Source organism: Flagellimonas amoyensis (genome assembly GCF_003058265.1).
Lineage (GTDB): Bacteria > Bacteroidota > Bacteroidia > Flavobacteriales > Flavobacteriaceae > Flagellimonas > Flagellimonas amoyensis.
The window spans coordinates 48,408-70,688 of record NZ_QBUK01000011.1; the positions used below are offsets into that span (position 1 = coordinate 48,408).

Genomic DNA, 22,281 nt, shown 5'->3' on the forward strand with positions numbered 1-22,281 from the left:
GGTACTAACTCTTATATTTTTCAATCAAATAATCGATGGCCTGTATGCCCTTTTGTTCGAGGTATTCCCTTTGTTCCTTTGTATTCCTGAGTGTTTTATACTGGATTTTGATGCCATTGGCATAATTGGGATTGTACAGGAGAAAATATCCTTGGTTGGGGTGTTTCCAGATATAGTGGTCCCCCGAATTGCTTGTCCGTAGAAATTTCTGTTCATAGGTCCCGTTTTGCCAATTGGAGATTTCCGATTGCACATCCGCCAAGGACCTTTCAAACAAGGTCTGGCCAAAAACGGACTCGGTCCCATCATTGAGCGTAATGATGTAGCTGCATCCATACCCCTTTTCTCCGCTCGGCCCATTGGAAACCTCCTTTAAATTACAGGTAGGGATGCCGTATATTGCCGCAACTTCCTCTGGTGTTATCTTACATTCGGTACTGAAGGCATAAAGCCTTGTGTAGTCCCCTTTTTGCTCTAGGTCGAATTTGTTCCCTTTAGGAACCTCTTGGGTAGTGGTTTCCACCTCGCCTTCGGAGGTGTCATCTCTTTCCTTTTTACCTGATTGCCCACAACCCAAACACAGTAGTAGGCCAAAAACAATGATCAAAATTTTCTTGGATTTCATAATATTACAGTTGATTATTCTTCACTTTTGGTCAAGTTTACCACGGCACCGGTAAGGTCATCTTTTATGATTAGGTGATCTTGGCCGTGTTCCAGAATCGTCTGGGTAGTTCTCATCTTGGTCGTACCCATTTCATCTTCAGCAATGGCAGTTATCGTCATGATATCACCTTCCAACTCAAAGATGCCACCACTGTCTGTCAACAGGTTGCAATCGTTGTCATAGAAAAGGACATGATAATTGGTGCCTGAGTAGGTAATGCTCGACTTTTTTCCACATTCGTTCAGGCTCTCGAACCCGGGAACGCCTTCCAAAGATTCATAATACCATGTACCTTCAAGACTTTTGGTACTTGGAGTGTCCCCATTTTTGTCCACCACTTTTTTGGGCACCCCAAACACGGTCTCTATGACCTTGTCCGTTCCCTCCTCCGCTTTTTGCTCCGCTTTGCGTTCCACGGTGTTTTCCACTCCCCTTTCCGCCGCTTTTGTGGTCTTCTTGCCCAAACGCTTGAGAAATTGGGCTTCTGCCCCTTGTGTGGCAGCCATAAAAGCAATCCCTAGAAATAGAAGTACCAATCCTTTATTTTTCATATCAGATTATTTTTTATTGAAGTGTATCTTCTTTATCAACTTGTTCTTGTGCATGATGTTCAACTCATATCGACCTTTGTCCAGATACTTGATGTTCAGATATATTCTGGTATCTGGTAGATGGTCCGTATCCCCTTTATAGTGCAAGGGTTTGCCACTGCGTGCTTTCATCTATCCAAAGCTATAGGAGGACTTGGACAACCACTTGAAATTATGTAACAGATGGTATGTCAGTATGTAACATAGGCGGGAACCCCACTGAGAATGGGACCCTTTTGGGAAAGGACGAAAGAAATATCAGCTATTTTTCCGGAAGGCAGAGGGAGATTGCCCATAGACTTCCTTGAAGCATTTGGAGAAATAGGTCACTTCATTGAAACCGGAACTGTAGGCCACCTCGGCTATGGTAAGTTCAGGGTTCTTGAGAAGCTCTGCAGCCGCTTTCAACCGCTCATTGCGAACGAATTCCGTAGCAGAGACCCCAAGAAGGGATTTGAGCTTTCGGTGAAGCTGCATACGGCTCAAGTTCATCTGTGATGCAAAATCATCAGTGGAAAAATCGGGATTGGTGAGTTTATTTTCCATTACGGTTTCCAGACGTTGGATAAATCGCTCATCGGCCGTGTTCACGGCAATGTCCACTGGTCTCAAAATAAGTTCACGACTGTACCTTTCCTGCAACTTCTTGCGTTCCTGAAGGAGCTGTACCACCACTGTCCTCACAATTTCATGGTTAAAGGGTTTTGTAAGGTAGCCATCCGCTTGGGTCTGCAGTCCTTTCAGATGGGCCTCATCACCGGCTTTTGCGGTGAGCAAAACCACCGGTACGGAAGCCGTGACTTCATCCTCCTTCAATTGATGTACCAAGGCATACCCATCCATTTTGGGCATCATGACATCAGAGATAATGATATCCGGGATTTCCCTTTGGGCGAGTTCAAAGGCCTTTTCCCCATCTGCGGCTTCCAGTATGGTAAAGTCATTTTCAAAAATATCCCGCAAAACGGCACGTATGTCCGGGTGGTCATCGGCTATGAGAAGGATAGGCATTCCATCCTTTTCCACGTCATGAGCCTGCATTTTGGCAATGGGCACCGTAGCGACGCTTTCCTCAATGACCAATGCTTTTTTCAGCTCTTTTTTCAGGGGCATTTCCACCGAAATGACCACTCTTCCCTTGTCCAGATGGGCATGGACCGTGCCTTCACACAAAGTCACCAGGTCCTTGACCAAAGCCAATCCGATGCCAAATCCAACAGAAGTACCTTCCCTTTGGTAAAATCGCTCAAAAAAATTCTGTAGGTCCTTTTCCACTACTTGGCTGTTGAAGTTGCTTACCTCCAGTCCAAGTTTTTCATTGGTCACTTTTGATGCAAAAACCACTGGCCCACTTTCCCTATATTTAAAGGCATTGGAAAGAAGGTTCACCACAATCTTGCTTAGGATATCCCTGTCAAAATAGTTCAGTTCTTCCGAAGCTACGGTTTCAACCTTAAATGGGGTGCCTTCTTCTTTGGCCTGAAATACAAAAGGGTCCAGGAGAGCGTTCAGAAAAGTAGACACATTGCCCTTTTTCAGAATGATCCCTGCGTGACCTCCCTCAATTTTTGAAAGTTCCAAAAGTTGATCCACCAACTCCAACATACGGTCGGTGTTGGCATCAATAAGGTCCAATTGCCTCTCTGATGTTTTGCCAGTGCTGGCCCTAAGCTGCTGCAAAGGACTTTTGATAAGGGAAAGAGGTGTTCGGAACTCGTGGGATACATTTGCAAAGAACTGGGATTTAAGTGCGGCCAACTCCTTCATTTTGTGCGCAGTCCTCAACTTGTTCCTATAACCCAAGAACAATATCCCCGCCAAGGCCAGAAACAAAGCCAAGATTCCGGCGTACAGATATTGTTGGTTTTTTCGGCGTTGCTCCGATAGTTGGTTCTGGGCCGACAGCAAACTTATTTCCTGTTCCTTTTTATCGGTCTGGTATTTGGTTTCAAGTTCATAGAACTTCTCAGCTTCCATCCTATCGGTTAGGATGGCTTGGAGTGAATCTCTGACCCTGAACAATGAAACTGCCCCTTCCAAGTCCCCATTTTCCTGCAATGCTTTAAGATGGTTTTCCAAAACTGCAATTTGAATCGGGGTGAATTCTCTATGCCTGACCAGTCCATATGCCCTACTTGATTGTTCCAGTGCCATCGCTTTATTTCCCAATATAAGGTTGTTCACAGCCTTGGCTGAAAGTGTTTCGGCCAGGCCAAGACTATCTCCCAACTCCAAGTAGATTTTCTCGGCACTTTCCAAAAAAATGTTTGAGTGCCGCAAACTATCCTGTTTCTGATATCCTATTCCCAAGAACAGTGCACTGCTAGCCTGAAAATCTTTATCCTCTATTGCCAAGAAGTACGCATAAGTATCTTTTAAGTGCTTTGTACCTATTTGGGAACTGTCCATGGCGATTTCTGTGATACCCTTATTGAGCAGAAGGTTCATCACATTAAATGTGTCCTTCTTTTTTTGGGCCATTTCCAATCCTTCATCGATATATTGTAGTGAATTTCCATACTTTTTGAGTTCACGATAGCATTGGGCAATATTGTTATAGACCTTGAACCTGTATACATCCGCATGTGGATTATTGGGCTGTATATTTTTTTCCACATTGATGTAGTTCTCAATGGCCTTATTCAAAAATCCCCTTTCATAATCAATTATTGCCAATAGAAAATAGTTGTCCTCTATCCCTGTTTTATCATCATCATTCGTCACTTCATCTATAAGATCATTAAGGATGTTACTTGCCTTTTCATATTGTTTGTCACTCACATAATCCTGGGCCATCCATGCCTTGGATTTTCTGTGCAAGTATGTATCCCCTGCCTCCAAGGAAAAGGCAGCGGCTTTTTCATATTGGTCGATGGATTGTTCAATATTTCCCTCATAGGAATAATAGTGTCCATAATAATAATGACCAAGTGCAAGACATCTGGCACAATCTTCTCGGGTTCCCATTTCCAACACATATTCTATCTCCTTTTTTGCCTTCTGCCTATCCATGAACAGATAAATCTCCACCATCTCTATTTTTGTCTCTGCCTTCTCTTCTATTTGATCGGCTTCCTCAAATGCCCTGTTGAGCGAGTCCAGTTTGGACTCATGCTGAGCCAATAACGACAATGGCAGTAGATATAAAATGACCAAAATTGTTTTCATACGATACCTCTGATGAAGAGACAATGCTACGATATTATTCATTGGTATGCCTGTAGAACTGTAACATTTTAAAGTTACATAAATTCATTTAAGTCATTAGTAATAAGTCAAAAGCGTGGCAAAAAGAATACTAAACGGCTTAAAAAACCGCTGAACACCATGACTATCTCGGGACATTATAATTTACAGATCTAATGTTCTTTTTCTTTGAAGTTAAAAAATTAATGCATAATCTTGCTTAATCGATAAAGCAAATGGTTATTTTTACGAATACTATAAAATGACAAAGAAAAATACAATTGGGGTCGATTTTGGCACTGACTCGGTTCGGGTACAGTTCGTCAATGCATTTGATGGCAAGATATTGGCCACGGGAAGTGCCCGTTTCAAACGATGGGGCGATGGTCTTTTTTGCCAGCCCGGTCAATCCCAATTCCGCCAACACCCATTGGATCACATCGAAAGTTTTGAACTGGCCATGCAAGAAGCCCTTCAACAACTAGATCAAGATGATTTGTCCGCAGTGAATGGAATTTCGGTTGCCAGTACGGGCAGTACCCCTATTGCCGTGGACAGGGAGGGCACTCCCCTTTCCATGAAAAAAGGTTTTGCCAACAATCCCAACGCCATGTTCTTCCTTTGGAAGGACCACTCTGCCATTGGGGAAGCAGCAGAAATCAACCAAAAATGCCGGGAGGAAAATTCCGTGGACTATACCAAGTACATGGGAAGCGAATATTCCTCCGAATGGTTTTGGGCCAAGCTCATCTATGTCCTCAGAAACGATACGGACGTCAAAGATCAGTTGTTCTCTTGGGTAGAGCACTGCGATTGGTTCACGGCCCTACTCACGGGACAAACCGATCCTTTGGAACTGAAAAGAAGTAGGTGTGCTGCAGGGCACAAGGCCATGTGGCACGAAGACTGGGACGGTTTGCCCCCTGTGGATTTCTTTAAGAAGCTCGAACCAAGCCTGGGAGACATTCGCCAACGGATAGGCAAGTCCACTTTTACCTCGGATGCCATTGCCGGGACACTTTCACCAGAATGGGCACAGAAATTTGGATTGCCAGCCAACACCATTGTGGGAGTGGGGTCATTGGACGCCCATATCGGGGCCATTGGTGGAGAAATACAGGATGGTTGGCTCGTCAAGGTAATGGGCACCTCGACCTGCGATATGCTGGTGGCACCAAAAGAAACCGTAAATGGACCTGTAGAAGGTATCTGTGGACAAGTAAACGGATCCGTTCTGCCCAACAGGATCGGTTTTGAGGCAGGACAAGCTGCTTTTGGGGACATTTATGCTTGGTTCGGGGAAGTATTGGGTTGGCCGCTGCTCCATATCCTCGAAAAGGATAGAAACATCGATGGGCCCATAAAACAAACCATTATCGATAAGGTGACCAGTAATCTATTGCCCGAACTGGGCATGGCAGCAGAAAAACTTCCCCTATCCGAAACTGGTCCCATTGCATTGGATTGGATGAATGGTAGAAGGACTCCATTTTCCAACCAACTCCTAAAAGGTGGGTTCACCGGTCTTACCTTGGGCACCACAGCACCGGCCATGTTCCGTGCCCTTGTGGAAGCCACCGCTTTTGGGTCCAAAAAAATCATAGCGCATTTCAAAGAACAGAATATCCAGATAGAGGGTATCATTGCCATAGGCGGTGTGGCGCACAAATCCAATTTTGTGATGCAGGTGCTGGCAGATGTGCTTGACCAACCCATCAAGGTGGCCAAGGCCGAACAGCCTGTGGCCCTTGGGGCCGCGATGGCCGCCGCCGTAGCCTGTAAGCTTCACAACTCTTTTGAAGAAGCCCAAAAGACCATGGGATCTGGGTTCATGAAAGAGTTCCTTCCCATTCCCGAAAATGTCCAGAAATACCATCAGCTCTACCTACGCTACACTGATTTTGGAAGATTTGTGGAACACCAGGACCATTGAATTGTTTTCATTCCAAATAGCACATAAAAATTAAAAACATCGATATGACAAAAATTGACAACCTAATGAAAACCTTTCCCAAAGTCGGGATAAGGCCCGTGATCGATGCCCGTTTGGGCGGTATCAGGGAATCCTTGGAAAAGACCACCATGGACATGGCCGAAAGGGTATCGGAACTGATATCCGCCAAACTGAAATATCCAGATGGCAGTCCGGTCCAGTGCGTGATTTCCGATTCTACGATAGGTCGCGTGCCCGAAGCCCAGCTTTGCGAGGAAAAATTTGTAAAGGAAGGTGTAGGCCTTTCCATTACTGTAACGCCGTGTTGGTGCTATGGCACCGAAACCATTGACATGCACCCTACACGACCCAAGGCCATTTGGGGATTCAATGGTACAGAACGTCCAGGGGCAGTATATCTGGCAGCCGCCTTGGCAGGCCATGTCCAAAAAGGACTACCTGCTTTCAGCATCTACGGTGTGGATGTCCAGGACATCGACAGTACGGACATTCCCGAAGATGTTGAGGAACGGCTACTGCAGTTCACCCGTTCGGGTCTTGTGGTGGCACAGCTCAAAGGCAAGTCCTATTTGTCCATCGGTTCTGTGTCCATGGGCATTGCAGGTTCCATCGTCAATGAAGGCTTTTTCCAGGACTACTTGGGCATGCGCAACGAGTATGTGGACATGAGCGAGGTAAACCGAAGGTTAGAGCACAATATCTTTGATCAAGAGGAATTCCAAAAGGCCCTTGTTTGGGTCAAAGAGCACTGTGTGGAAGGCAAAAACCGCAATCCGGAACGCATCCATAAGACCAGACAGCGCATGGATGAGGAATGGGAAATCGTTGTAAAAATGACGATGATATGCAGGGACCTCATGATCGGAAATCCTGTTTTAAAGGATAATGGTTTTGGGGAAGAAGCGTTGGGCCACAATGCCATAGCAGCTGGCTTCCAAGGCCAACGGCAATGGAACGATTATATGCCGAACGGGGATTTCATGGAGGCCTTGCTGAATTCTTCCTTCGACTGGAACGGAATCCGAAAACCATTCATCATGGCCACCGAAAATGACTGCCTCAATGGGGTGTCCATGTTGTTCGGCTACCTGCTCACCAATCAGGCCCAAATGTTCTCCGATGTCAGGACCTATTGGAGTCCAGAATCTGTAAAAAGAGTGACCGGGCATACTTTGGAGGGAAGGGCGGCCAATGGCATCATCCATATGATCAACTCAGGCTCCTCCACCTTGGATGGTACAGGAAGGCAGACCAAGGATGGGAATCCCGTCATGAAACCCTTTTGGGAAATTTCCCAAGATGAAGTGGATGACTGTCTGGCCGCGACCGATTGGCCACCAGCGATGTACGAATACTTCCGAGGAGGGGGTTATTCCTCCCATTTTGTGACCAAGGGAGGTATGCCGGTCACCATATGCCGAATCAATATGGTCAAAGACCTAGGACCCGTGATGCAGATTGCCGAAGGGTGGACCGTGGAACTTCCGGAAGAGGTACACAATACCTTAGATCTTCGAACCGACCCTACATGGCCAACCACATGGTTCGTTCCCAAACTGAACGATAGCAAGCCCTTTAAAAATGTCTATTCCGTAATGGCAAATTGGGGAGCCAACCATTGTGCGTTCAGCTATGGACATTTTGGACATGATCTGATCACCCTTTGTTCCATGTTGCGGATCCCGGTGAACATGCACAATGTTGAGGAAGATCGGATTTTCAGACCCAAGGATTGGGCCTCATTTGGCATGCATGAGGAATCGGCGGACTATCGTGCCTGTAACAACTATGGCCCTTTGTATTAATAAAATTCTTGCATCAATACTAGGAAACCAATGATTGAGGTGATAAAAAAACAACGGGAAAATAATGGATTTGGCAATTTGAAGCAATCTTTTTTACCGAAACGCAAAATTTTATTTGTGTGTTACTAAATTATTTTCTACGTTTGTTTAAACGTTAAAGCAACCATGAAACCAAAGGTATCACTAAAAGATATTGCCAAAGAAGTAGGCGTATCCATCCCATTGGTTTCCTATGTATTGACCGGAAAAGGAAAGGAAAATAGGGTTTCGGAGGAAACGGCCCAAAAAATCCTAAAAGCGGCCAAAGCGTTGAACTATCAGCCAAATTTAAATGCCCGAAGTCTAAAAACCAACAAAACAAAGACCATTGGGGTCATTTTGGCAGATATTTCAAACCCCTTCTTTTCCAATTTGGCAAGAGTGATTGAAGACGAGGCTTTTCTACGGGACTATACAGTGATATTTGGCTCGTCGGATGAAAAAAAGGAAAAGTTTGACAAGGTGCTGGAATTTCTGTTGAGCAGACAAGTGGATGGGTTTATCATTGCCCCACCACAGGATTCCAAGCCTTCCATTTCAAACTTATTGAAACAAAAAACAAGTGTTGTGCTGATAGATAGATATTTTAAGGATATGGAAGCCAATTGCGTCATCATTGACAACGTTGCCGCTTCGGTATCAGCTACGGACCACTTGATCCAGAAAGGACACAAAAGAATCGCCACGGTGGCCTATAAATCCAAACTGGCCCACTTTGCGGACAGGTGTGATGGCTACTATCAGGCCCTTGAACAGGCCGGAGTGGCCCTGGACGAAAAGCTTGTGGTGAAAATAGATCGGGAATCCCCAAAAAAGGACATGAAAAAAGCCATCAACGAACTTTTCAGCAACGAACCGGTGGATGCCATCTATTTCCAAACCAATACCTTGGCCGAAGAGGGGCTTCGACAAATGCTGAGTATGGACAGGGACATCCTAAAAAAGGTGGATGTCATTGTCTTTGACCAAAACTCGACCTACCACTTTCTGGAAAATTTTATACCCTATATGAACCAACCGATCAAAAAAATGGGACAAACCGCACTGTCCTTGCTCATTGATGATATTGAGGGGAAGGGCAAGAAATACCAAAAAATACAACTTAAAACCAAACTTGAAACCGGCGTGGAGTCGGAACTTTAGAATGTAAATTTTTTCAACATATGCTTAAACGTTTAAATAAAAAAGGAATGTCATAACTACTTAACACCACCAAACATGCACACTAAAAATTTGAAACAACAAACTAAACCATCAATTCGCTTATTGATGTGCCTATTCCTTGTGGCATTGGCTTCCATGACCGAAGCCTGGTCACAAAAAACGGTGACAGGAACCGTTACCGAGGGAAACACCTCGGAAGTCCTTCCAGGGGTCAGTATTTTGGTAAAGGGAACCAATACCGGTACCATATCCGACTTTGATGGAAACTACAGTATCGAGGTCCCTTCGGACGATGCAACACTTATTTTCCGCTACATCGGATACCTGACCCAAGAGATTCCAGTCAACAATGAATCCGTTGTCAATGTCATCCTTGTCGAGGATGTCAGCAAATTGGACGAGGTCGTCGTTGTCGGTTATGGAACACAGAGCAAAAGGAACGTGACCGGTGCGATATCTTCCATAGATCTGGAAGAAGTCAATAAGGACCTCCCCAACGTGAACATCACCCAATCGTTGAACACGGTGGCCGGTGTCCAGTTCATTGGCGACGGACGACCAGGTCAGAGCGGTAGTATCCTGATCAGGGGCCAGAACTCCCTCAGCGGGGAGAACAATCCCTTGGTTGTACTGGACGGTATCATCTTCAATGGAAGTTTGAACGACATCAACCCACAGGACATCAAGACCATAGACATCCTTAAGGATGCCAGTTCCACGGCCATCTATGGTTCCCGGGCGGCCAACGGAGTCATTTTGGTGACCTCCAAAAAAGGAACCTCTGACAAGCCCTCTGTGAAGCTAAATGTTTTTACGGGCCTCTCAGAAGCTGCAAACCAAATCAAATTGCTGAGCCCAGAACGTTATTTGGAGCGTAGATTGGATTGGAGAAGCCAGACTGGCCAAGAAGCCAACCCTGCAAACATCGCCAACTATCTCTCTCCTGAAGAAGCGGAGAACTACCTCAACGGCAACACCACAAATCCATGGGATGTAGTCTCCCAACAAGGGGCCATACATTCCATAGACCTGAATGTATCCGGGCGTTCGGAAAGCCTCAATTATTACGTATCCTCGTCCTTTAGCAACAATAAAGGACTTGTCTACAATGATGAGGAGAACAGATTGACCTTCCGAACCAATTTGGATTTTCGTCTTACGGATTGGATGAAACTGGGTGTCAACGCCATTTATACCCGGCGTGACCTTTCGGGAGTTGAAGGTGGCCTAAGAAACGCTTACAGGTCAAGTCCTTTCGGCACCTTCTTTAATGAAGATGGTAGCCCTACCCGATTCCCAGTGGCTTCTGAACAAGCTGTTCAAAATCCTATCTGGCAAGCCTACTTTACGGACAATGAGGAAATATCCAACAACCTGTTCAGCAACTTCTACACGGAATTGAACACGGGTCTTTTTGGAGGTAACCTAAGCTATCGACTGAACTTTTCCCCCAATGTGAGATGGAGTCATAACTACAATTACATGCGACAAGACCCCAACTATACGGAAAACCTTACCAGTGCTTCCAAATTCAACCGGAACGATTATGACTGGCTTATGGAAAACATTGTCACCTATACCAAATCCATTGGTGAGGACCATGCCTTTGACCTTACCTTACTCTATAGCCGCAATCACACGGAATATGAGACCACCACTGCCTCGGCCGAACAATTGAGCATAGACGGACTGGGCTACGGCGACCTTTCGCTCGGTTCGGTGACCACTAACTCCTCTTTTGCCCAAAAGACAGAAGGGGTCTCCTATATGGGACGTTTGAACTATCGATTCAAGAACCGTTACCTGTTCACATTGACCACGAGAAGGGATGGTAACTCCGTGTTCGCAGAAAACAACAAATACACTTCGTTCCCCTCCGGAGCCTTTGCGTGGATCATCTCTGACGAACCCTTTTTTAAAGAAGATTCGGCCATCAATTTATTGAAACTGCGACTTTCTTATGGTGCGGTGGGTAACCAAGCCATTTCCCCCTACCAATCCTTGAGCTTGTCCGACACCGAAAGATATGTGTTCGGGGATGGCGGTAGCAGTAGCTTGGGTGTGGTCACCTCTTCATTGGGCAACAGTGACCTAAAATGGGAGACTACCTATACCACCAATGCTGCCTTGGACTTCAATATGTTCAATGGCCGTTTGGGTGGGACCGTGGAGTTTTACGACAGCAAGACCGAAGATCTGTTGGTCCGCAGGAGCATTCCTGTGACCGGTGGCTATTCAAGCATATTGACCAATATTGGAGAAACCAACAACAGGGGTATCGAAGTGTTGCTGAACTCTGTGAACGTAAAAACGGATAAATTTGAATGGAGCAGTAACCTTAACTTCTCCTTCAACAAGAACAAGATCGTAAAACTGTTTGGCACCGACCTGGACAATGATGGCAGGGAAGATGACAGTGTGGCCAATAGCTGGTTCATCGGTCAGCCCGTGAACTCTTTCTACGATTATGTGTTTGATGGTATCTACCAAGAAGGTGACACTGATATTCCAGAAGGATCGGAACCTGGCTTTGTAAGGGTCAAGGACCTCAACGGTGATGGAGAGATTACCCCTGATGACAGAACGGTGGTCGGTTCGGGAACAAACCCAAGATATATCCTGGGATTGAGGAACAATTTCAGGATGGGCAACTTCTCCATGTCTGTTTTTGTGAACTCCCTTTTGGGATGGGAAGCGCCTTTCAACCTCATCAATCCATTGGTGCCCGGCAGGAGCCTTAACCAGCTGGATGCTGGATGGTGGACCCCCGAGAACCGCTCGAACAACAGACCTGGGCTCAACTACAGCAACCCGTTGGACACCAGCTGGTACATGAGCCGTGACTTTGTACGGATCAGGGATGTATCGTTCGCCTACGATTTTGACCAAAAAACATTGGAAAAACTCAAACTGTCCAGTCTAAGGGTCTCCTTGAGCGCCAAAAACCTGTATACCTTCACCGATTGGTTGGGTTCAGACCCTGAAAACGGTCAGGGGTATGATGTTGAACAAGGTAGTGATGATATCTATCCGATGCCGAGAACCATATCATTGGGATTGAATGTTACCTTTTAAAAAATCAAGAAATAAATAAAGACATTATGTTGACTTTCAAAATATCTTCAGACTATAGAAAATTGATGCTCTTTGCATCGATGGCCATGATTTTTTGTCTCTCATCGTGCAATGAAGATGAGCTATTGGAGGAAAGGCCTTTGTCCTCCTTGAATGACGATGCCGTTCTGAGCAACAAGAACGGATTTGAAGCCTACCTGATCGGTTTGGTAAGAAATGCCCGTGAAGAATGTGTACAGGACGATAACACCTATTACATCACCAACTTTCCTGGGACAGATGTGGCCGAAGATGCGGGGGCGGAATATTTCACCTATCGGAACTGGGTGTCCTACTTGACCCCTGTGACGCCAGAAGTTGCCACCAACTGGAACTGGGCGTACACCAAGATGATCGCGCAGGCCAATATCATCATCAGCTATGCAAACGACCCCGAAAGAGCTGATATTTGGGATAGCGAGGCCGAAAGAAATGCCGTTGTTGCCGAGGCACGGTTCTTTAGGGCATATACCTACAATTTCTTGGCCAACCTCTATGGCGGTGTACCCATTGTGGAGACCGTGGAGACCTCTCCCAAGTTTGATTATGTTAGGGCAAGTAGACAAGAAGTCTATGAGTTTGCCAAGGAAGACTTGGAGTTTGCATCCCAATGGCTGCCCCCTACCGTACCTTCGACCAAAGAAGGAAGGATTGTCAAGGCTGCTGCGGACCATTTGCTCACAGAGGTCTATATCAGTCTGGGGGAATATCAAAATGCCATCACCAGTGCTTCCAATGTGATCGACTCCGACCTTTACCACCTGATGGAAAACCGTTTTGGAGTGAGCGCGGACCAACCCGGCGATGTCTATTCCGACCTTTTTGCCACTGGCAACTTCAACAGGAGCTCCGGGAACATGGAATCCATTTACGTATGGCAATTTGAACCCTTTGTTGAAGGTGGCGGCGGATCACAGGGAGGAAACAGGGCCATCAGGAACATGGCTCCCTTTTTGGTCAGGATATCCGACCCCAATGGCTTGGCCAATGTGCCAACAGATAGCCTCAACAGAGGTGTTGGAAGGGTAAGGGGAACCAACTATGCCATTTATGACATCTGGGACGATGCGAACGACATCAGAAACTCCAAGTTCAACTTTAGACGCGATTTCGTCTACAACAACCCAAACTCAGCATTTTTTGGACAGCCCACGCAGCCTCCAACAGTAGCTGAAGATTCATTGCGGAGCATGTATCCTTACCCCATGAAAATAGAGGGACTTCCTTGGCAGGGCATCAACAATTCCGGGCGCACCCAGGAAGATGTCTATGTATACCGATTGGCAGAAACCTATCTATTGCGTGCTGAGGCCTACTTTAGGAACGAACAACCCGACCTGGCAGCGGAAGATATCAATGCCCTAAGGGAAAGATCCAATGCGACACCCATTGCTGCTGGGGATGTCTCTATTGATTATATCTTGGATGAACGGGCAAGGGAGCTCATGTATGAAGGCAGAAGAAGAAAGACTCTGATCAGAATGGGACTTCTAGTGGAGCGCGTAAGACAATATGGCTTAAAGGAGGAATGGAGAAGTACCATTCAGGACTATCATAACCTGTGGCCCATTCCCCAGTCGGCCATCGATGCCAACTTTGGAGCTGAGTTATCACAAAATCCTGGTTATTAACCAATCTAAAAAGTGAAGTTGTTTAATACAAACTTTAAAATGAACAACAATATGACTGATAGATATATCAAGATTTTGCTGGGTATGATCTTTTTAGTACCAAATTTGATGGTAGCTCAGATGCAGGTCAATCAAAAGCCCAATATTGTTTTTATCATGGCTGATGACTTAGGTATTGGTGACATAGGTTGTTATGGACAAGAAATACTTGAAACTCCCCACATAGACAAGCTGGCCCAAGAGGGTATGCGATTCACCCAGGCTTATGCGGGATCATCCGTATGTGCACCTTCCCGCTCCTCCCTGATGACGGGTATGCACAATGGCCATAATCGGGTAAGGGACAATATTCCTCATGGGGTTTTCCTATTGCCAGATGATCTTACGGTTGCCGAAGTATTGAAACAAGCGGGTTACAAAACTGGAGGAATCGGGAAATGGGGCCTTGGAAATCCTGGTTCTTGGGGAGTGCCCAACTATCAAGGTTTTGATTACTACTACGGGCAACTCAATCAGGATCAGGCCCACTATTATTATCCCGATTACATGTGGGAAAATGATAAGATCGATCTACTGTTCGAAAATCGAGGTGAAAAGAAAGGAGCATATACACATAACATCTTTATGGATAAGGCAATCAATTTTATTGATGACAACAAGTCAAATCCATTTTTCCTGTACCTATCCTTAACGTTGCCACATTTTTCCGATTACGATGAACGAACAGCAGATTCCCATATTGTTCCTTCAAATGCAAAGTACGCTTCCAAAGATTGGCCCGAGGTGGAGAAAAACTATGCAACCATGGTCGATATGATTGATCAGAGCGTGGGACAGATCATGGAGAAATTGAAACAATTGGGTCTCGACAGCAATACCATTGTTTTTTTCACGAGCGACAATGGTCCAAATAGATCGACGCTCCATGACATTGATTTTTTCAATAGCAATGGAATATATAAAGGCGGCAAACGAGATATGTATGAAGGAGGCATTAGAATACCCATGGTCGTCAGATGGCCAGATAAAATCAAGGCTGGTACGGTTTCGGACCAAGTATGGGCTTTTTGGGATTTTTTGCCAACAGCCGCTGAAATGGCAGGTCTTCCTTTTGAAAGGGAGATTGACGGAGTATCAGTATTGCCCACATTGTTGGGAAAAGAACAATCGCCATTGCACAAATATCTATATTGGGATTATGGACATTCCCGGGAAATATTTATGCAAGCAGTAAGATGGAATAATTGGAAGGGGGTCCGAAATGGCCAAGGCACTGAACTGGAACTCTATGATTTGAATGTTGACCCCGGTGAAAAGAACGATTTGGCATCAAAAGAAAAGGATGTTCTATTAAAACTCGAGTCATTCATAAAAGAGGCATACGTTCCATCAAGTGATTATCCCATGAAAATGAAGGAGTAAAGAGATGGGACAAAAAATTTCCCACTCATTCGGGATTCATGCTTGTCTTTGATCCGAATTTCAAAACTTGCTCTTTTAAAACGGAATGACCAGAATTAAATGCACAATAACAATATGATAATTCAACTAAACAATGAAAAAAATCAAGAATAATTTAGGAGTCAGGATAAAGTCTCTAAGACTATTATCAATGGCACTATGCCTTGTCACTTTTGGCGCAGCACAAACGGACGGAAATCAAGTTCAGCACGGCGTGGTATTTTATGAAGACGGAAAATATGGCGGCTGGCCTGCCAACCACGGGATATGGACCTGGGACAACGAAATCCTGATCGGTTTTGTGGAAGCCTCCTACTATGCAGAAAACAGAGGGCTGCACACCTATGACATTTCAACATCCCGGAACAAATATGCCCGGAGCCTGGATGGTGGGGCCACCTGGAATATCTCCGATGCCTACAAAGCAGGACAGAAGGCCTGGGGCCATGACAATTACATTCCAGAGAAGGAAGCTGTCAAGCCCGTGCCCATGACCAAGCCCATAAAGGATTTTACCGACCCTGGGTTTATCCTGACGTTTCTTAGGCACAATAACGATGATGGCCCTTCCCATTTCTACTATTCCATGGATAAGGGCAAATCTTGGGAAGGTGCTTTTGAGTTCCCTGATCTGGGCATTTCCGGAATAGCCAACCGAACCGATTATATTGTGGATGGGAAACAGTCCATGACCTTGTTCGTGACCACGGCAAAATCCAACCGAAAAGAAGGAAGGGTCGCTTTGGCACGCACCACTGACGGCGGGCTCTCCTGGAACCTTGAATCATGGATCACACCTGAGCATGGTGGTTTCGACATTATGCCTTCCTCCCTTCGTCTTTCGGACACGGAATTGTTCACCACTATAAGAACCCGTACCGAAAATGGGGTGGATTACATATCCGCCTACCGCTCCACGGACAATGGGAAGACATGGAAAAGACTGAAAGACCCGACTCCTTATACCGGAAGAGGTGGTTCACCACCAGCATTGACCAAACTTAAGGACGGCAGGTTGGCCTTGGGCTATATCTTCCGAAGCGAATATGGTTCCAGAGTACACGTTAGGTTCAGCAAGGACAATGGGGAAACTTGGGGCGATGAGATCACACTGCGCTGTGGTGACGGGGCAAACCGGGATACGGGCTACCCTAGAATCACCCAGAATGCAGATGGAAAGATTGTGATGGTATATTACTGGAACAATGCCCTCACCAAAGAGGACAAACCATACCGGTACATTGCCTATACCATGTTCGACCCAGCACAATTCAATTAGATAACCAACCCATACAAAACCTAGAAGATGATCAAAAGAATATTACATGGCCTATTACCTATGATGGTCATTGTTTTTCTCTCTTGTAAGGACAAGACGAACAAAACAGACCAAAACAACGATTCCACCGAGGTGGCCAATGACATCACAGGCAACTTCCATTTGCCCCCGCTGGCACAACCTGGAGAAGGTGCTTATGTAAAGGGTGAACTCATTTATCCTTTGGACAACAAACCCACGCCTCAGTGCCACGCCTCCACTATTGTGGAGACACCGTCGGGTATGGTCAGTGCGTTTTTTGCAGGAACGCACGAAAGAAACCCTGATGTGGGCATCCGGGTATCCAGATTGGTGGATGGGAAATGGACCTGGCCTGAAGAGGTCGTCAATGGGGTCCAAAATGATACGTTGCGATATCCCACCTGGAACCCTGTACTCTTCCAACCCAAAGAAGGTCCGTTGATGCTGTTCTATAAAGTGGGGCCAAGTGCCCGTGAATGGTGGGGCATGCTGATGACCTCTACCGATGATGGCAAGACCTGGTCTGAGCCCACCAAATTGGGAACCGATGAAAAAGTGGGCCATTTATTGGGCCCTGTGAAAAACAAACCCATACAGTTGGAGGACGGTACCATAATCTGTCCCTCCAGTTCAGAGGTTGAAAACGATGATGATGAACTTTTCTGGAAGGTCCATTTTGAACTGACCAAGGATTTTGGAAAAACTTGGGAAGTGATTGGCCCTATCAATGATGGAATCGAATTTGACGCCATACAGCCCAGCATCCTGACCTATGCCGACGGAAAAATGCAGGTGCTCTGTAGGACCCGGGAAGATGTAGTTGCGGAAAGCTGGTCATCCGACCAAGGGAAAACATGGAGCAAAGTGACGGCCACCGAACTGCCCAACCCCAATTCGGGCACCGATGCGGTCACCCTTTCCGATGGGACGCAATTGTTGGTGTACAACCATACCACCAAAAAAGGAAAGGAACCCAACAACAGGAATATGCTGAACGTGGCCATTTCAAAAGATGGAAAACAATGGGAGCCTGTAATGACCTTGGAAGCGGAATCAGGAAATCCTGCGGGTTACTCCTACCCTGCCGTCATCCAAGCATCGGATGGCATGGTCCATATTACCTATACCTATTTGAGAGAAACCGTAAAACACGTGGTGATCGATCCACAAAAGCTGTAATTTTTCAACGCTGTTAGAAATGAGCAAACCAATGAACCAAAAGAACCCAAAGACCATCCACGGAATTATTCCCCCCATGCTGACCCCGCTTTTGTCCGATTGGACTTTGGACCATGAAGGAACAAGACGATTAGTGGACCACATGATAGATGGTGGTGTACATGGTATTTTTATCTTGGGTACGACCGGGGAATCCACCAGTCTCAGTTACCAGACCCGCAGGGAACTCATCGAGGAGACCACCAGTCATGTGAATGGAAGGGTCCCCATTCTGGTGGGCATAACGGACACTTCCATCGAGGAGAGTTTGAACCTGGTATCGCTCGCCCATGATTTTGGGGCAGATGCCGTGGTGGCCGCACCCCCCTTCTATTTCCAGTTGGGCCAAGAGGAACTCTATGAATTCTACTGGGACCTGGCCGACCGTTCCAAACTTCCCATCTTTCTGTATAACATGCCATCCATGACCAAGATATCCATGTCCATCGATACAGCGGAGCGTTTGTCCAAGCATGAAAACATCATTGGGCTGAAGGACAGTTCAGCGAACACCGTATATTTCCAGAAATTGAGATACACCATCAAGAAAGATGATTTTGCCCTATTTGTGGGTCCTGAGGAAATCATGGCCGAAACGGTCCTGATGGGTGGCAATGGAGGGGTGAACGGGGGTGCAAACCTCTTTCCAAAACTTTATGTGCACATGTACGAAGCAGCACTTGCACACGACTTTGACACTATCAAGGTATTGCAACGACAGATTCTCGAAATCTCTTCATTGCTCTATACCGTGGGTAGGTTCGATTCAAGCTATTTGAAGGGATTGAAAGGAGCTGCTTCATTGTTGGGCATTTGTGGGAACTATCTGGCACCTCCCCTAAAACCTTTCTTGGAAAAGGAAATGGAACAGATCAAAAACAATTTGGAACTCATCAATAAAAAATTGAACAAGATCCTATCCTAACATCAACGGAAATGGATTGACCAAACCAACCAAAATTCAATGAACACATTAGATATCATCGTTTTCTTTGTTTATATCGTGGGGATCGCGGTTTTTGGAGGTTCTTTCTTTAAAAAGACCAAGACCTCCTCTTCCTACACCGTAGGGAACAACGACATCCCAGGATGGGTGATCACGATGTCCATATTTGCGACCTTTGTGAGCAGTATCAGCTATCTGGCCCTGCCAGGCAATGCATACCAGTCCAATTGGAACGCCTTTGTGTTCAGTCTGTCCCTGCCCATAGCCTCCTATATCGCGGCACGGTTCTTTGTCCCCCTCTACCGGAAGGTGAACAGCCCATCGGCCTATACCTTCATGGAGCAACGGTATGGTCCTTGGGCCAGGGTATATGTTTCGTTCTGCTATTTGCTGACCCAGTTGATGCGGATAGGGACCATACTGTACCTACTGGCTCTGACCTTGAATGCCATTGCAGGATGGGACATTACCACCATCATCATACTCACGGGGCTGGTGGTGACCTTGTACTCCATGCTCGGGGGCATTTCTGCCGTGTTGTGGACGGATGCCATACAGGGAATTATCTTGATCGCGGGTGCAGTGGTATGTGTGGGTTACATCCTTTTCTCGATGCCCGAAGGACCTTCACAGGTCTTTCAAGTGGCCCTGGACAATGAAAAATTTGGATTGGGCAGTTTTAGCCTTGACCTTTCCCAGCCAACATTTTGGGTGGTCTTGGTCTACGGAATTTTTATCAACCTACAGAATTATGGTATAGACCAGAACTATGTGCAGCGGTATATGGCGTCCAAGTCGGACAAGGAAGCCCAACGTTCGGCCCTGATGGGAGGATTGTTGTATGTGCCCATATCCGCACTGTTCCTTTTTATAGGAACGGCGCTTTACGCCTATTACCAATCGGCCGCCACGTTGCCCGTTGAGCTACAGGGAGAAAACATGAGCGATCGGGTATTTCCTTATTTTATAGTGAATGTGCTTCCCGCCGGTGTAAGCGGCTTGCTCGTCGCCTCCATTTTTGCGGCCGGGATGAGTACCATCTCCACCAGTTTCAACAGTTCCGCCACGGTCTTTCTTACGGATTACTACAATAAGTTCGTAAAGAAACCGGTAACCGACAAACAGCGCATGCGTGTGCTTTATATTTCTTCCACTGTGATCAGTATTGTGGGAATTGCCATCGCCATCGCCATGATCAATGTGAAGAGTGCCCTTGATGCATGGTGGAAACTGGCTTCCATATTCAGTGGGGGTATGCTGGGACTTTTTCTGTTGGCCATCTTTTCGAGACATAAAAATTCCATTGGGGCGATTCTCGGTGTCATAGCCGGGCTGATCGTCATCCTCTGGTTGAGCCTTTCCAATATTTTTCTGGGACCAGAATCACTTGGGAATAGCTTCCATACCTATTTGACCATTGTCTTTGGCACCGTAGCCATTTTTCTTGTCGGCTTTTTGGTGTCATTGATCGGTAATAAGAAAATTAATGTGGACTGATTCGTCAAACAGCACAGGGACGTACACTGCAGTCAGGCATTAGTTGTTTTTGAGTTTAGTTTATAAAGAGGTTGCCCAAAAGGGCAGCCTCTTTTGTTGTTTGTTTGGCATTGATTTAACATCTGGAATGGTGATTAATTGATATATTTGCATGTATCAATATATGCTCTCCTTTTGAACCTAAAAAGCGTTGAAAAAATATCCAAGGCCCTGAGCGATGTCAACCGTCTCAAGATTTTAAAGGCCATCCAATCCAGTCAGGACAAATTGGAGTGCAGCACCATTGTTTCCTTTCTGAACCTTTCCCAACCCTCCATCAGCCATCATATCAAAAAATTGGTGGAAGCGGATTTGATAGAACCCCAAAAGGAGGGACGCTTTTATTACTATTCTCTGAACAAGGATGTATGGGAAAGCTATTTGAAGGCTTTGGAAAAACTATGATTTTTGATTTAGACAACATATAGACATATATAAATATATGAATGTAAAGAACATAGCCTATTCCATTTTGGAACTGGCCACCGTGAGTAAGGGAAGTAGTGTGGGAGATATATTTGCCAACACCGTGGTTTTGGCACAAAAGGCCGAAAAAGCCGGCTTTAAACGGATGTGGTTTGCAGAACATCACAACATGCCCGCCATAGCCAGTAGTGTCCCACCCCTACTGATGGCCCATGTGGCACAGGCCACTTCCACGCTAAGGGTAGGATCTGGCGGGGTGATGCTGCCCAACCACTCCCCCTTTATCGTAGCGGAACAGTTCGGGACCTTGGCTCACCTTTTCCCCAATCGCATCGATCTAGGGTTGGGAAGGGCCCCTGGTACCGACCCTGAAACCACACGTGCCATAAAGCCAGGGTTTATAGAGGCAACACATTCCTTCCCCGAAGATGTAGATCAAATCCAGACGTATTTTTCCAAGGAAAACAGGGCTGCCAAGGTAAGGGTCACGCTGGCCGAAGGCATGGATGTGCCTATCTTCATTTTAGGCTCCAGCACCAGTAGCGCGCATTTAGCGGCCCAGAAAGGGTTGCCCTATGCCTTTGCAAGCCATTTTTCCACCCTGCACTTTTACGATGCAATCCAGATCTACCGAAACAAATTTGAACCCTCCGCTACCTTACAGCACCCCTACGTCATGGCAGGAATCAATGTATTTGTGGCCGATACGGACCAAGAGGCCGAAAGATTGTACACCTCCAATTTAAGGTTGGTGATCAATATTCTATCGGGTACCAGTACACCTTATATAGAGGAGCCCACAGAAATGACCTCCGACCTGAAGGAGATCATGCAGCACCCGAGAATCCATCAAATGGCAAGGTATTCGTTCATCGGGAGCAAAGAAACCGTCAAAAAACAGATCCAGGACTTTTTGGAGGAGACCCAAGTGGACGAACTCATAAGTGTGACCACCATGTACAATGGTGCGGACAGGATCAAATCCGTCCAATTGTTCGGGGAAATCATGACCGAAATCAACGCAGGGGAATAAAGTTTCTTTTCTGACAGGATCAAATCGGTTTTGTTTGGTTCATTTTTCGACTAAAAATTCTTCATGAAACCGAATTGAAAGACCATCAATTTGGAAGAAGAAATCATTGCCTTTTTGGGATAAAGTCCATTTGTTCAAGCTGCTGAAAATCATCCAACTACTGCGATTTCCCCTACAAAACACCTCATAAAACCAGGGTTTTAAACCAGTG

At 46.0% G+C, this 22,281-nt stretch carries 16 protein-coding genes; 12 read left to right on the forward strand and 4 right to left on the reverse strand.

Annotation, left to right across the window (positions count from 1 at the left end; translation table 11 throughout):
- Window positions 1-4 precede the first annotated feature (4 nt).
- The 4 genes from DB398_RS15175 to DB398_RS15185 form a co-directional block, all read right to left on the reverse strand.
- Window positions 5-625: a hypothetical protein gene (locus tag DB398_RS15175; RefSeq protein ID WP_108425301.1), complete on the reverse strand. Its 621-nt coding sequence runs from the start codon at window positions 623-625 to the stop codon at window positions 5-7.
- 14 nt (window positions 626-639) lie between these two features.
- Complete coding sequence (locus DB398_RS15180) at window positions 640-1,218, reverse strand: lipocalin-like domain-containing protein (protein ID WP_108425302.1); 579 nt, start codon at window positions 1,216-1,218, stop codon at window positions 640-642.
- Between the two features lie 6 nt (window positions 1,219-1,224).
- A complete protein-coding gene (locus DB398_RS18490; protein ID WP_199913417.1) occupies window positions 1,225-1,389 on the reverse strand; it encodes a hypothetical protein in 165 nt (54 codons plus the stop codon).
- 126 nt (window positions 1,390-1,515) lie between these two features.
- Window positions 1,516-4,425, reverse strand: coding sequence for a response regulator (locus DB398_RS15185; protein WP_159076465.1), 2,910 nt, complete (start codon window positions 4,423-4,425; stop codon window positions 1,516-1,518).
- Between the two features lie 280 nt (window positions 4,426-4,705).
- On the opposite strand from DB398_RS15185, the gene DB398_RS15190 reads away from it, so the two are divergent.
- The 12 genes from DB398_RS15190 to DB398_RS15245 all read left to right on the forward strand — a co-directional run bounded on the left by DB398_RS15190 (window position 4,706) and on the right by DB398_RS15245 (window position 22,070).
- Window positions 4,706-6,376, forward strand: a complete 1,671-nt coding sequence (locus DB398_RS15190; RefSeq protein WP_108425304.1) for a ribulokinase — start codon at window positions 4,706-4,708, stop codon at window positions 6,374-6,376.
- A gap of 44 nt (window positions 6,377-6,420) precedes the next feature.
- Window positions 6,421-8,202 carry an L-fucose isomerase gene (locus tag DB398_RS15195; RefSeq protein WP_262497753.1) on the forward strand — a complete coding sequence of 594 codons (1,782 nt, stop codon included), beginning with the start codon at window positions 6,421-6,423 and terminating at the stop codon, window positions 8,200-8,202.
- Between the two features lie 165 nt (window positions 8,203-8,367).
- Window positions 8,368-9,384: a LacI family DNA-binding transcriptional regulator gene (locus tag DB398_RS15200; RefSeq protein WP_108425306.1), complete on the forward strand. Its 1,017-nt coding sequence runs from the start codon at window positions 8,368-8,370 to the stop codon at window positions 9,382-9,384.
- A 126-nt stretch (window positions 9,385-9,510) separates the two neighbouring features.
- Window positions 9,511-12,480 (forward strand): SusC/RagA family TonB-linked outer membrane protein, encoded by a 2,970-nt coding sequence (locus DB398_RS15205; RefSeq protein WP_159076466.1) that lies wholly within the window; start codon window positions 9,511-9,513, stop codon window positions 12,478-12,480.
- Window positions 12,481-12,506: 26 nt separating this feature from the next.
- Window positions 12,507-14,150 (forward strand): RagB/SusD family nutrient uptake outer membrane protein, encoded by a 1,644-nt coding sequence (locus DB398_RS15210; RefSeq protein ID WP_108425308.1) that lies wholly within the window; start codon window positions 12,507-12,509, stop codon window positions 14,148-14,150.
- A gap of 51 nt (window positions 14,151-14,201) precedes the next feature.
- Complete coding sequence (locus DB398_RS15215) at window positions 14,202-15,572, forward strand: arylsulfatase (RefSeq protein WP_159076467.1); 1,371 nt, start codon at window positions 14,202-14,204, stop codon at window positions 15,570-15,572.
- Between the two features lie 190 nt (window positions 15,573-15,762).
- Window positions 15,763-16,890, forward strand: a complete 1,128-nt coding sequence (locus DB398_RS15220) for an exo-alpha-sialidase (protein ID WP_159076468.1) — start codon at window positions 15,763-15,765, stop codon at window positions 16,888-16,890.
- 27 nt (window positions 16,891-16,917) lie between these two features.
- Complete coding sequence (locus tag DB398_RS15225) at window positions 16,918-18,090, forward strand: sialidase family protein (RefSeq protein ID WP_199913418.1); 1,173 nt, start codon at window positions 16,918-16,920, stop codon at window positions 18,088-18,090.
- Between the two features lie 19 nt (window positions 18,091-18,109).
- The gene (locus DB398_RS15230) at window positions 18,110-19,054 is read left to right on the forward strand and encodes a dihydrodipicolinate synthase family protein (RefSeq protein WP_199913419.1); all 945 of its coding nucleotides are present in this window, start codon (window positions 18,110-18,112) and stop codon (window positions 19,052-19,054) included.
- A 39-nt stretch (window positions 19,055-19,093) separates the two neighbouring features.
- The gene (locus tag DB398_RS15235) at window positions 19,094-20,572 is read left to right on the forward strand and encodes a sodium:solute symporter family protein (RefSeq protein WP_108425312.1); all 1,479 of its coding nucleotides are present in this window, start codon (window positions 19,094-19,096) and stop codon (window positions 20,570-20,572) included.
- 174 nt (window positions 20,573-20,746) lie between these two features.
- Window positions 20,747-21,016: an ArsR/SmtB family transcription factor gene (locus DB398_RS15240; protein WP_108425313.1), complete on the forward strand. Its 270-nt coding sequence runs from the start codon at window positions 20,747-20,749 to the stop codon at window positions 21,014-21,016.
- Between the two features lie 37 nt (window positions 21,017-21,053).
- Complete coding sequence (locus tag DB398_RS15245) at window positions 21,054-22,070, forward strand: LLM class flavin-dependent oxidoreductase (protein WP_108425314.1); 1,017 nt, start codon at window positions 21,054-21,056, stop codon at window positions 22,068-22,070.
- Window positions 22,071-22,281 lie beyond the last annotated feature (211 nt).

Coding starts and splice junctions, on each gene's coding strand:
- DB398_RS15205 (WP_159076466.1), top strand. CDS start 9,511: ATGTGCCTATTCCTTGTGGCATTGGCTTCCATGACCGAAGCCTGGTCA.
- DB398_RS15180 (WP_108425302.1), bottom strand. CDS start 1,218: ATGAAAAATAAAGGATTGGTACTTCTATTTCTAGGGATTGCTTTTATG.
- DB398_RS15230 (WP_199913419.1), top strand. CDS start 18,110: ATGAGCAAACCAATGAACCAAAAGAACCCAAAGACCATCCACGGAATT.
- DB398_RS15185 (WP_159076465.1), bottom strand. CDS start 4,425: ATGAAAACAATTTTGGTCATTTTATATCTACTGCCATTGTCGTTATTG.
- DB398_RS15195 (WP_262497753.1), top strand. CDS start 6,421: ATGACAAAAATTGACAACCTAATGAAAACCTTTCCCAAAGTCGGGATA.
- DB398_RS15235 (WP_108425312.1), top strand. CDS start 19,094: ATGAACACATTAGATATCATCGTTTTCTTTGTTTATATCGTGGGGATC.
- DB398_RS15200 (WP_108425306.1), top strand. CDS start 8,368: ATGAAACCAAAGGTATCACTAAAAGATATTGCCAAAGAAGTAGGCGTA.
- DB398_RS18490 (WP_199913417.1), bottom strand. CDS start 1,389: ATGAAAGCACGCAGTGGCAAACCCTTGCACTATAAAGGGGATACGGAC.
- DB398_RS15245 (WP_108425314.1), top strand. CDS start 21,054: ATGAATGTAAAGAACATAGCCTATTCCATTTTGGAACTGGCCACCGTG.
- DB398_RS15220 (WP_159076468.1), top strand. CDS start 15,763: ATGGCACTATGCCTTGTCACTTTTGGCGCAGCACAAACGGACGGAAAT.
- DB398_RS15225 (WP_199913418.1), top strand. CDS start 16,918: ATGATCAAAAGAATATTACATGGCCTATTACCTATGATGGTCATTGTT.
- DB398_RS15190 (WP_108425304.1), top strand. CDS start 4,706: ATGACAAAGAAAAATACAATTGGGGTCGATTTTGGCACTGACTCGGTT.
- DB398_RS15175 (WP_108425301.1), bottom strand. CDS start 625: ATGAAATCCAAGAAAATTTTGATCATTGTTTTTGGCCTACTACTGTGT.
- DB398_RS15215 (WP_159076467.1), top strand. CDS start 14,202: ATGACTGATAGATATATCAAGATTTTGCTGGGTATGATCTTTTTAGTA.
- DB398_RS15210 (WP_108425308.1), top strand. CDS start 12,507: ATGTTGACTTTCAAAATATCTTCAGACTATAGAAAATTGATGCTCTTT.